General features: G+C 69.0%; 8 protein-coding genes. 6 read left to right on the top strand and 2 right to left on the bottom strand.

What is annotated here, in order from left to right:
* Positions 1-25 precede the first annotated feature (25 nt).
* Positions 26-805, bottom strand: a complete 780-nt coding sequence (locus ACZ6R9_RS27415) for a sugar phosphate isomerase/epimerase family protein (protein WP_380481824.1) — start codon at positions 803-805, stop codon at positions 26-28.
* Between the two features lie 51 nt (positions 806-856).
* A complete protein-coding gene (locus ACZ6R9_RS27410) occupies positions 857-2,767 on the bottom strand; it encodes a DUF2264 domain-containing protein (protein WP_465540913.1) in 1,911 nt (636 codons plus the stop codon).
* A 329-nt stretch (positions 2,768-3,096) separates the two neighbouring features.
* On the opposite strand from ACZ6R9_RS27410, the gene ACZ6R9_RS27405 reads away from it, so the two are divergent.
* The 6 genes from ACZ6R9_RS27405 to ACZ6R9_RS27380 all read left to right on the top strand — a co-directional run bounded on the left by ACZ6R9_RS27405 (position 3,097) and on the right by ACZ6R9_RS27380 (position 11,853).
* Positions 3,097-4,452: an ABC transporter substrate-binding protein gene (locus ACZ6R9_RS27405; protein ID WP_380481820.1), complete on the top strand. Its 1,356-nt coding sequence runs from the start codon at positions 3,097-3,099 to the stop codon at positions 4,450-4,452.
* Positions 4,452-5,486: a carbohydrate ABC transporter permease gene (locus ACZ6R9_RS27400; protein ID WP_465540910.1), complete on the top strand. Its 1,035-nt coding sequence runs from the start codon at positions 4,452-4,454 to the stop codon at positions 5,484-5,486. Before ACZ6R9_RS27405 ends, ACZ6R9_RS27400 begins: the two co-directional genes overlap by 1 nt.
* On the top strand, positions 5,483-6,379 hold the full coding sequence (locus ACZ6R9_RS27395) for a carbohydrate ABC transporter permease (RefSeq protein ID WP_465540908.1): 897 nt from the start codon (positions 5,483-5,485) through the stop codon (positions 6,377-6,379). The genes ACZ6R9_RS27400 and ACZ6R9_RS27395 overlap by 4 nt, the downstream gene beginning before the upstream one ends.
* 129 nt (positions 6,380-6,508) lie before the next feature.
* Complete coding sequence (locus tag ACZ6R9_RS27390) at positions 6,509-7,489, top strand: hydroxyacid dehydrogenase (RefSeq protein ID WP_380481990.1); 981 nt, start codon at positions 6,509-6,511, stop codon at positions 7,487-7,489.
* Between the two features lie 312 nt (positions 7,490-7,801).
* On the top strand, positions 7,802-8,113 hold the full coding sequence (locus ACZ6R9_RS27385) for a trypco2 family protein (protein ID WP_380481814.1): 312 nt from the start codon (positions 7,802-7,804) through the stop codon (positions 8,111-8,113).
* Positions 8,110-11,853, top strand: a complete 3,744-nt coding sequence (locus tag ACZ6R9_RS27380; protein ID WP_465540907.1) for a S1 family peptidase — start codon at positions 8,110-8,112, stop codon at positions 11,851-11,853. The genes ACZ6R9_RS27385 and ACZ6R9_RS27380 overlap by 4 nt, the downstream gene beginning before the upstream one ends.
* Positions 11,854-11,867: the final 14 nt, after the last annotated feature.

Here is an 11,867-nt window from a genome sequence, read left to right as displayed (position 1 = left end):
CGGGCGTAACCGGGCCAAAGGCAGGTCAGGCCGCGAGGAGGGCCTTCAGGTAGGCGTGGCCGGCGGCGAGTCGGGGCGCGAAGGGGGCGGCGGTGGGGTGCCAGGGGGCCTCGTACTCCCAGGAGACCCAGGTACTGGTGGGGAGTTGGGCCAGGCAGGCGGGGAGCGGGAGGACGCCGGCACCGAGGGGGAGCGGGGTGAGGTCTTCGGCGGAGGCGACGTCCTTGACCTGGACGTAGCCGAGGCGCGGGGCGAGCAGGCGGTAGGAGTCGGCCGGGGTCTCGCCGGACAGCCAGGTGTGCAGGACGTCCCAGAGGGCGCCGACGGCCGGGTGCGGGGTGGCGGTCAGGAGAGTGGAGAGGGCGGCTGCGGAGCGGTGGGAGTCGTGCGTCTCGACCAGGATCGTGACGCCCAAGTCGGCAGCGGCGTCGGCGAGTTGGAGCAGACGGTGGGCGGCGGTGCGGGTTCCCTCGGTGGGGTCGGTGCCGCCACGGGGGAAGACGCGGACGTACGGGGCGCCCAGGTCGGCGGCGAGGTGCAGGTGGGCGAGCAGGTCGGCGAGGACGGGGGCGTCCGGGCCGGGCTCGGCGATGCCGACGTACGAGGCGACGGTGAGCGGGGTGACGGCCGCGGCGGCGAACTGCCGGGCGACGGCTCGACGTTCGGCGGAGGTCAGGCCGGTGTGGACGGGTTCGCCCGGGGCGGCGCGGAGTTCGAGGCCCTGGTAGCCGTGGTCGGCGGCGAGAGCGAGGACGGCGTCCAGGGGGTGGGCGGGGAGACCGAGCGTGGAGAAGGCGAGAGGCATGGGGGTCCTTGCTGTTCCGGGCCACCCGCGAAGGGGGGAAGCAGCGATGCGTCAGGAGGTGGGCGGGAAGGTGAAGTTGGTGGTCGTCATGTCCGGCCAGGTGATGGTGAGGTCGTGGCCGGTCGGGGTGGGGGTGGCCGCGAAAGTGAGGGCCGTGAGCGGGGCGAGGGCGGCCGGGGCAGCCGTGAGGCGGGTGGCGGTGGCGAACAGCCCGGTGGTGAGGGTGCCGTGCAGGTGCGGAACCGCGGCGCTGTCGCCGAACGCGGTGCCGCCGGGGGCGGGGGCGGTGGTGGCGGTGGTCCAGCCGTGGAGGGCGAGGAGTTCGGTGCGGAGGTGGTCGTCGCCGGTGATCCGCGCGTGGCAGTCGGTGACGGAGGAGCGGGCTCCGGTGACCGCCCAACCCCCCTCGCGGACGGCCGTGCCGGGCGTCGCGCCGCGGACGAGGTGGACCCGGACCTCGTCGGGCCCGTGGGCGAGGGTCAGCGAGGTGACGGTGACGCCGGGCAGTTCGACGCCCTGGTGCCGGGGCCGGTGCGAGGACGCGGCCCAGCCGCAGCTGCCGAGAAGGCCGGCGCCGAGTGGGGTGATGGGCCCGCGTTCGGTGGGTTCGCCGTCGAGCAGGAGGGCGAAGTGGTTGTCGCCGGCGGCGGCGTTCGGCCCGGTGCGGGTGGAGTGGGCGAGGCGGGAGTAGAGCGGGTTGTCGGCGACGGGGGCGTCCGCGGGCTGGTCGTCGCTGCCGTGGTTGTGCAGGCGGACGAGGCCGTCGGCGGCGGTGCACTGGATCAGCCAGCCGGGGGCGGGCAGGGGGGTGACGGCGTCGGTGGTCTCGGCGGGGGAGGGGGTTTCGGGAGCGGTCCAGACGGGATGGTCGGGCGGCAGCAGCAGGCCGAGGAAGCCGCCGGAGGCCCAGTAGGGGGAGGCGGGGCCGGAGTAGGGCTGGACGATCGGCGGGTAGGGGCCGTGCCAGCCGAGGGTGAGCAGGCCGTGTTCGTCGAGGGCGTCGCGGTCGAGGAAGTAGCGCAGCGCGCCGGAGGCGAGCCGGCGGGTGGTGCCGGGGTCGAGCGGGGTGGTGCCGAGCAGGGCGCCGGCCCACAGCGGGGCGGCGGCGGCGAACCGGTAGCTGAGGGAGCGTCCCTGGTGGATGGGTGCGCCGTTGCCGTCGAACAGCCGGGAGTAGTCGGCGAGGTAGGCGTGCAGACGGCTCCCGTAGCGGGCGGTGAGCGCGGGGTCGGCGGCGAGGTGGGCGTGCAGGGCGGGGTAGAGGTGCAGCGCCCAGCCGTTGTAGTGGTCGATGGCGCGGGGGCGGCCGTCGGTGTACCAGCCGTCGCCGAGGTACCAGCGGTCGATGCGTTCCAGGCCGCGGTCGATGGCGGCGTTCGCGGCGTCGGTGTCGATGCCGGCCTCGGCGAGGAAGCCGCCGACGGTGAACGGGAACAGCCACCAGTTGTTGTCCACGGGCTGATGGTGCAGGGCCTGGGCGAGCCAGGCGCCGGCGCGTTCCTGGACGGCGGGGTCGAGGCGGTCCCAGAGCCAGCGGCGGGTCAGGCGCAGGCCGATGGCGACGGAGGCGGCTTCCACCATGGGCTGGCCGCGGTCGGTGATGGCGCCCCAGGAGGTGAGGTCGCCGTCGGAGAGCCGGAGTTCGGTGGTGGGGCTGCGGGTGCCGGCGGCGAGACCTTCGGCGTAGCGCTCCAGCAGGCCGGTGGGGTCGTCGCCGTCGGCGCCGGCCACCCGGATCGCGGCGAGCAGGAAGGTGCGGGCGTAGCCCTCCAGGCCGTCCGAGCGGGGGCCGGACCAGCTGGGCCGGGTGCCGGGCAGATTGATCAGGGCATTGGCCGGTCCGGCGTAGCGGCGGACGGCGGCCAGCAGGTGGTCGGCGACGCCTTCCCAGTGGGCCCTGGTCCAGCCGGTGTACGGGCTGAGTGCGCGGTCTTCCGGCGGGAGGGCGAGCGGGTGCGGCATGGCGGCCTCGGTTCCTGTGGGCGCGAAGTGGGCACGGGTGGGCGCTGGGGATACCCGGCCGACCCTAGGAAGAGGCGATCACGCCGTCAAGGATTGCTGATCGAATGATCTCCTTGATCCGATTGTGACCTCGGCGAAAGCGCTGAAGAGTCAAGCTGAGCGCCGCTTGAAGGGTCAAGAGTGATTGATCATTGCAGATCATTTGATCCCGATCTCTTGACGTCTGATCGGAGGCCGTCCCAAGATAGCGGTCAACCCGGCCCGACCTGCTCAAATCGGGCGATCGGGTACCTACCCGGCGTTTCAAGGACCCCCACAGGAGCCGTGCCATGCCCTCTCCCGCTCTCCACCGCCGCAGAGCCCTCCGTCTCGCCGCCGCCACCACCGCCACCGTCCTGGGCGTGACCCTGCTCGCCGCGTGCGGCAGCGACGGCGACAGGTCGGCCTCGGCCTCCGACGCGGGCAGCGACGGCAAGCCGGTCTCGCTCACCTTCTGGGGCTGGGCCAAGGGCACCAAGGACGTGGTGCAGGCCTTCAACGCCTCCCACCCGAACATCCAGGTCACCTTCGAGGAGATCCCGTCCGGCAACGCCGGCGGCTACGCCAAGATCTCCAACGCGGTGAAGGCCGGCAACGCCCCCGACCTGTTCAACGTCGAATACCTGCAACTGCCGGACTTCGTCAGCCAGGGCGCGGTGCAGGACATCAGCAAGCTGGTCTCCGCCGACCTGAAGGGCAAGTACCTGCCGCAGTCGATGGAGCTGACCACGCTGGGCGGCTCCACCTGGGCGCTGCCGCTGGACGCCTCCCCGCAGGCCCTGTACTACCGCAAGGACCTCTTCGAGAAGGCCGGGGTCGCCGTCCCGAAGACCTGGGACGAGTTCAAGGACGCCGCGGCGAAGCTGAAGGCCGCCGACGCCAACACCCGCATCGCCACCTTCTTCCCGGACGACCCGAGCACCTTCGAGGCGATGGTCTGGCAGTCCGGCGCCAAGTGGTTCGGCACCAGCGGCGACAGCTGGAAGGTCGACATGGCCGGCGCCGAGACCAAGAAGGTCGCCGACTACTGGCAGGGCCTGATCGCCGACGACCTGGTCCGCGTCCAGCCCTCGTTCAGCCAGCAGTGGACGGCTTCGCTGCAGAAGGGCGAGACCGCCGCGTACCTCGGCGCCGCGTGGGGCGGCGGCGTGCTGAAGTCCACCCTGGGCACCGACCCGGCCGCCAACGGCAAGTGGGCCGTCGCCCCGGTGCCGAGCTGGGACGGCCAGGCCGCCTCCGGCATGCTCGGCGGCACCACCTTCGCGGTCTCCAAGGACAGCAAGAAGGCCAAGGCCGCGGTCGAGTTCGCCACCTGGGCGACCACCACCCCCGAGGGCATCCAGGCCCGCATCGCCTCCGGCTCCTCCTCCGCCTACCCGGCCGACCCGGAGCTGGTCCCGGTCGCCAAGGCCGCGTTCAAGACCGAGTTCTACGGCGGCCAGGACATCTACGCGATCTACCAGGACGCCGCGAAGTCCATCAAGCCGAACTGGGCCTGGGGCCCGTCCATGGGCGCCACCAACAGCTCGATGAAGGACGCCTTCGGCAAGCTCGGCCAGGGCACCACCGTGCCGTCCGCGGTCGAGGCCGCCCAGCAGGCCACCCTTGCCGAGCTGAAGAACCGCGGTCTGAAGGTGGCCGGCTGATGTCCGGCCGCACCTCCGTCCCGGGCGGCGGCACCCCCGCCGCCCGGGGTGGTTCCGCCGTGACCCGGGGCGGTTCCGTCGTGGCCCGGCCGGCCCGCAGGCGCCGGGCACCGCTCGGCGCCCCGGCCGTCCTGCTCGCCCCGTTCATGGTGCTGTTCACCGCGTGCACGCTGATCCCGATCGGCTACGCGGTTTACCTCAGCCTGTTCAGCGAGCGCCGCTCCGGCCTCGGCTTCGGCGGCACCACCAAGCAGGTGTTCACCGGCCTCGGCAACTACACCCGGGCGCTCGGCGACGCCGCGTTCCGCGACGGCTTCTGGAACACCGCCCAGTACTGCCTGCTGTACATCCCGCTGATGCTCGGCCTGTCGCTGGCCGTCGCACTCCTGCTGGACTCCGCGCTGGCCCGCGCCAAGCGGTTCTTCCAGCTCGCGCTGTTCCTGCCGCACGCCGTCCCCGGCATCATCGCCGCCCTGGTGTGGACCTACCTCTACACCCCCGGCATCAGCCCGGTGATCGACGTGCTCAGCTCGGCCGGCACCCAGGTCGACGTGCTCGGCCACCCGCTGCCCGCGGTCGTCAACATCGCGATCTGGGAGTGGACCGGCTACAACATGGTGATCTTCTACGCCGCGCTGCAGGCCATCCCGCGCGAGGTGCTGGAAGCCGCCGTGGTCGACGGCGCCGGACCGCTGCGCACCGCGTTCAGTGTGAAGATCCCGCTGATCCGCGCGTCCGTGGTGATGGTCGGACTGTTCACCGTGATCGGCTCGCTCCAGCTGTTCACCGAACCGGTGATCCTGCACGACGTCGCCCCCGGCGTGGTCTCCACCTGGACCCCCAACATGTACGCCTACTCCGCCGCGTTCGAACGCAACGACTACGGCCTGGCCGCCGCGTCCTCGGTGATCCTCGCCCTGGTCGCCGCCGCGCTGTCCTTCGTGGTCACCCGCTTCACCCGCGGCCGCGACGAGAGGCGGACCGAGCAGCGGACCGCGAACCGGACCGAGCAGCGGACGGAGACCGCCCGATGAGCAGCACCCTCACCCCCGTCCGCCCCGCCACCGACACCGCCGTGAAGCCGCGCCGCCGCCCCTGGACGCTGTCGAAGACCGCCGTCAACGGGGCGCTGGTCCTCGCCACCCTCTACACCCTGCTCCCGCTCGGCTGGCTGCTCACCGCCTCCGCGAAGAACACCGCCGACCTGATCGGCGGCCGCTCGCTCGGCGCCGGCAACTTCCACCTAGGCCAGAACCTGCACGACCTGGCCACCACCGGCGACGGCATCTACTTCCGCTGGTACCTCAACTCCCTGCTGTACGCCGGGATCGGGGCTGCGCTGTGCGCGCTGATCTGCGTCTGCGCCGGCTACGCGTTCCACGTCTACAGCTTCCGCGGCAAGGAGAAGCTGTTCGGCGTGGTGCTGCTCGGCGTGCTGGTGCCCACCACCGCGCTCGCCCTGCCGATGTACCTGCTGGCCTCCCAGCTGCACATCGTCAACACCTACTGGGCGGTGCTGCTGCCCTCCCTGGTCAACCCCTTCGGGGTGTACCTGGCCCGGGTGTTCTGCGCCGGCTACCTGCCCGGCGAGACGCTGGAGGCCGCCCGGATGGACGGCGCGAGCGAACTGCGGACCTTCTGGTCGATCGGCCTGAAGATGGTCATGCCCGGCTTCGTCACCATCTTCCTGTTCCAGTTCACCGCGATCTGGAACAACTTCTTCCTGCCGCTGGTCATGCTCTCCGACAACCGGCTCTTCCCGGTCAGCCTCGGCCTGTACTCCTGGAACGCCCAGACCCACGCCTTCCCCGAGTACTACCCGCTGGTGGTCACCGGATCGCTGCTCGCCGTCCTGCCGCTGGTCATCGCCTTCGTGCTGCTCCAGCGCCACTGGAAGGCCGGACTCACCGCCGGCAGCGTCAAGTAACCCCCTCCTTTTCCACTGCGCCTTCTGGGGAGCCCTGCCATGCCCAACTCCGCGCCCGCCGAGGCACCGCTCGCCGAGGCACCGCCCTCCGCCGCCACCGTCCGGACCCGCCCGCGCGCCCTGCTCGCCATGCACGGCGACCTCGCCGCCCGGTTGATCTCCCCCGACACCATGGCCCGGATCGCCGAACTCGCCGACCTCGACCCGGAGTTGGTCATCGACGACTTCTCCTCCCCGGAGGGCGCGGCCGCCCTCGCGGAGGCCGAGGTGATCATCAGCAGCTGGGGCTGCCCCCCGCTCACGGACTCCGTCCTGGCCGCCGCCCCCAAGCTCCGCGCCGTCCTGCACGCGGCCGGCTCGGTCAAGCACCACGTCACCGACGCCTGCTGGGACCGCGGCCTCGGCATCACCTCCGCCGCCTGGGCGAACGCCCTGCCGGTCGCCGAATTCACCGTCGCCGCAATCCTGTTCAGCAACAAGCCGGTACTCCGCCTGGCCGCCGACTACCGCTCCCGGCGGGCCCCGCACGACTGGCAGGCCGGGTACGCCACCGTCGGCAACTACCGGCGCACCGTCGGCATCGTCGGCGCCTCCCGGATCGGGCGGCGAGTACTGGAGCTGCTGGCGCCGTACGAGTTCGAACTCCTGCTCCACGACCCCTATGTGACGGAGACCCAGTCTGTGTCCCTGGGCGCCGAGTTGGTCTCCATGGACGAACTCTGCACCCGCTCCGAGGTGTTGAGCGTGCACGCCCCCGAACTCCCGGAAACCAGGCACCTGCTGGACGCCCGCCGCCTCGCCCTGATGCCCGACGGCGCGACCCTGATCAACACCTCCCGCGGCTCCCTGATCGACCAGGACGCCCTCACCGCCGAGCTGCTCACCGGCCGCATCAACGCCGTCCTCGACGTCACCGTCCCCGAGACCCTCCCCGCCGACTCCCCCCTCTACGACCTCCCCAACGTCCTCCTCACCCCCCACATCGCCGGCTCCCTCGGCGGCGAACTCCACCGCATGGCCGCCGCCGCCGCCGACGAACTCGCCCGCTACGTCCAGGGGTTGCCCTTCGCGCACCCGGTCACCCGCGAGGAGATCGCCCGCACCGCGTAGCCGGACCGCACATGCGTGAGGCCCCGCCGCCCCGGGAAAGGGCCGGCGGGGCCTGACTGCTGCGGCGCAGCAGGCTCGGGCGCTCTGGTCGAGTTGACGCTCCTGCTGGGAGGCCAATACTGGTTTGTGTGCGACATCCCCCTCCAGGGAGAGCGTAGATCCGTATTCCATGCTCCCGATGGGGGAAGATCCATCGGCGCTGCGGAGGCGCAACCGCTGTCCACTCGGTTGCCGTATGTGCCAATTTCGTGCCCCGTGCAGCGCTTCCGCGTACCGCAATGACGGCTTGCGCATCCGCGAGGGACTGAGACAATGACGGGCCAGCAGGAAAACGTGCCGCAAGAACCGCTGCCGCTCTCGGAGATGGTTGCTGCGCTGCGCCAGGAACTCAAATCGGCGCAGGAGAAAGCCGCCGGTGACAAGCTTCAATTCGGAGTCTCCGGGGTCGAGGTCGAAGCCACTGTCCAAGTTTCCAACAAGGGGACAGGTAAAGGTGGCGTACAGTTTTGGGTCCTTCAGGCGGGCGGCGAATATGAACACGGCAACGTAGCCACCCACCGGATCAAGCTCAGCCTCACCGTGCCCGATGACATGCGCATCGCCTCGGAGGATCAAGCGCAATGACAGGCCTGGATCCCGAACTCCTGGTGAGTATTTCCGCAGGTGGGAAGCGCGGATCGGGCTACCTGTTGACGCCGAATCTTGTACTGACCGCCGGTCACTGCGTGCAATCGGCAGGCACGACAGCGACGGTGCGCAGGCTCTGCAGGTACGCCGAAGACCGGTATGCGTTGATGCCGGACGAAGGGGTTGCGTTCCGGGTCGAGATCAAGAATGACTTGGACTTTGCGCTGCTTACTCGCGCGGAGGATACCGACCCGTTCGCCGTCCGGAACAACGGGTGGCCCGGCGACGTGAGGCTCGGCCGTCTGTTCGGCAAAGACCGGGTCCCGGCCCAGGCGCTTGGCTTTCCCGAGTCGCAAGTGGACAAGGTCGGGCCGAAGAACCTGATGAACGTCGAGGATGCCCGGGGCTCAATATTTCCCATGAGCGGTTCCAGGGAATTTATCCAGTCCTTGAACTTCCAGATCGAGACTGGGACCTCTCCTACCCGCTCGGGTACGTCCTTGTGGAGTGGCATGTCGGGGGCGGCTCTGTTCAGCGGAGACCACCTGGTGGGCGTGATCGTAAGAGACCGCGCGACGATCGAGGGGCGGTTGCTGGCGGTTCCGATCAACCTCATCTTCGGGGCGGACGGCGACAGTGCTGCAAATGAATGCCTGCTCCGGGCCAGAGGTGAAGAGCCGACGGAGCAGGTGAAGTTGGACCCGGTGTGGAGTGGGGACGAGCTGCTCAGACCGGCCTATCTTCCGCTGCCGCCCCCCGACCAGTGGTCAGAGGCAGACCTGCTGCAGGCCCGTTACAGCGTCGTGCCCTTCCAAGGCCGGGTGGAGGAGCTTGCCGGGCTGGCCGATTGGTGCCGGCTGCCGGGCGGGTGTCGGCTGCGGCTGCTCACGGGGGGCGGCGCCGTGGGCAAGACCCGTCTCTCCAGGGAACTGTGCCGGCAGATGGCCGCCGAGAGCTGGGTCACCGGAATCGCTGATCCATTGGAGGTCAACTTCTCCAAATTCTGCGATTTCGAGGAGAAGCGGTTGATCGTCGTTGATGACGCCGACACCCATGCCGGCCAACTGGAGGCTCTTCTCGCTACGGCCGCGGAGACAGGAAATCGACTCCCGTTGCGCATCCTGGCCGTGGCCCAGAGCGGCGGAATGTGGTGGAAGGCGCTCAAGCGGCGCTACGAGGCGCTGGTCGACGAACAGGATCCTGCGCCTCTCGACCCACCGGAGAAGGCCGACCGCGAGGAGGTCTACAACGTCGCCTTCGATGCCTTCAAAAGCTGGTACCAGCAAAGGGAAACCACGCACGCACAGCCCGAGCAACAGCCCTATGCGGTGCCTGGCAGCGAAGTCGTGGCCAGGGCTGCAGCGGATGCCGGTGCCGGCGCGCCGAATCTGGAGAGCCCCGACTTCGCCAGCTACCTGCTGATCTTGATCCAAGCATTGGTGGATGCGCGGGCGAGCCTGGGCAAGACACCCTCGGCCACCGCGGGCCCGCCGTCACGCTCGCGGTCGGATGCGCTGCTGGACTACGCCATCGACGTCCAGCGCCAGAGATGGCAGGAGTCCGCCAGAAACGTCTGCCTTCCTGACGATCCTGTCCTCCTTGAACGGGTTGTCGCCATCTCCAGTTTGGCGGTGGCCACCGGCCGGACCGAGGGAGAGGGGGAGACGGAGGCCGCGCGCCGGCTCCGACTCGTCCCCGACCTCGCGGACGAGCCGGAGTGGCGAAGACGGGGGTTCGCTCGCTGGCAACACGCGGAGTTCATCGGGGAAGGCTATCTGCGTTCGCTGCAGCCGCTCCGGCTTGCCGAGCGGCTCGGGGCCAGAGTGATCGCGACGTTTCCCGATCTTGCGCGTCAACTGCTCGACGTCGATGGAAAGGGACCTGGCATTCCGCGATCGACTTCCGACCGATCCCGTCAGGTGCTCAAGGTGCTTCGCGTCCTCCAGCTCACCACCGAAAGCGACGCCTCTTCTCCGGACGGCACAGCTCCCACCGGGGAGGCCATGAAGGATGCACCGGCTCAGAAAGTGGCCCGAAAGGTGATGGAGCAGGCACTACGGGATCATGCGGCTCCTATCATCCGGCTGGTCAAGCAGGTCGCGATGACAGAGCACGACGAGTCTGCGGCCGCCATTGGTGCTTCGCTGGTGGCAGCACTGAACACGACGCTACGGAAGAAGTCCGCGCAGGAGGTTGCTGCGCAGGTCCTCAAGGAACTCGACGTACCCTCTCCTGACGTGCTACTGGAGCTGGCCGTGGCCGTTGCGGAGCATGCGGTGCAGCACTTCCAGCGCATCAATGCGCCGCACACCGAGGAGAACCGGGACATGCTGGCCACTGCCTTGCAGCGCTTGTCACATTACTTGGCGAGTTCTGGGCAGCGACGCCGTGCGTGCGAGGTCGCTTGGGAGGCGGTGGACACCTATCGTGCACTTCAGCCACTGCAGCGGTCGGAGGAGCACCAGTTCGGCTTGGCCGAGGCGCTGAGTGATCTCGCAGACCGCCTCGATGACGCCGGTCAGTTCGAGGAGGCTCACGAGCGTGCCCGAGAGTCTGTACAGCTCCTGGAGCAAATGCGCCAGGACAGTCTCACTCGCAGGCAGGCGTTCGGCCTGGCGAAAGCCTTGTGCACGCAAGCCACCACGGCTTGCCATATCGGTCGGCCACGCGAAGCTCTGCACGTGGCCAACGAAGCCTACGATGTGATTGAGCGGCTTTCGGAGGTTCGTGAGACCGACGAGTACCAGCCCGATGACATCAAGGGGAAAAGGGCATTCGTCCTACGCGGGTTTGCCTGGCAGCTCGGCGAGAGTGGGCGATGGGCGGAAGCCCTGGCCAAGGCGCAGGAGTCCTGCGAATTGTACGAGGAGCTTCGTCAGCACTGCAGCACACGCTGGCACCGCGACCACGCACAGGCTCTCTCCGAAATCGGCCAGATGTATGCAGCCACTGAGCAGTGGGACAAGAGCATCAGGCAGCATGCCCGGGCTCTTGAAAACTACAACATCTTGGAACGGCAATACAGCGAAGCTGTTCGGCCCCAACATGCCATGGCATTGTTCCGCATGGCGACCGGATATCTGGGAAGGGCCGTTTCGTGGCAGGACGGAAATGCAGGCGAAGCCCTGAGGGAGGCGGAGGGCCGGGAGGATCTTGAGGAGGCCCTGGAAGAATTCCGACAGAATGACTCGGCGGAAACGCTGCTGGCCGAACTTGTACGGAAGGACCTCAAGAGCGCGCAGGACAAAGTGGAAGAGGCTCTGGCACAGTATGACAACCTGCACCCCGAGGACTCGTGGGCAAACCGTCTCCACAAGGCAAAAACGCACTGTCTGAAGGCGAATGTCCTCGTAGCAACGGGCCGATATCTCCGCTCACAGGCCGCGGCTGACTCAAAAGGGTATTTCAGTCACGCAAAGTCGGCAGCGCAAACAGCACTGTCCCTGTACGACGAGGTGGGCGGTCACACCTGGAGCAGCCGACGTGACAGGGCACATACCCAAGCAGTCCTCGCCGCAGCCTACGAAGGCCTGGGCCGCCCCAAGGCCGCGATCCTTCAGGAGTACCAGCGCGCCTTGAACGCGTTCGACGAACTCGACGCGGAAGAACCGGGCCTCGTTGACGAAGACCGGCAAGAAATCAGAACAATCATTGAGGAGGTGCGACACCGGCCAGGATCCCACCACCATCGCCCACGGTCAGGATCTCGCTCCCGCCCCCGCCGTCCCCGGCACTGACAGAACAAGAAGAT

The sequence above is a fragment of the Kitasatospora sp. NPDC048662 genome (assembly GCF_055587065.1).
The sequence above is the reverse complement of the archived record's forward strand: the minus strand, read 5'-3'. Positions and strand labels throughout refer to the sequence as shown.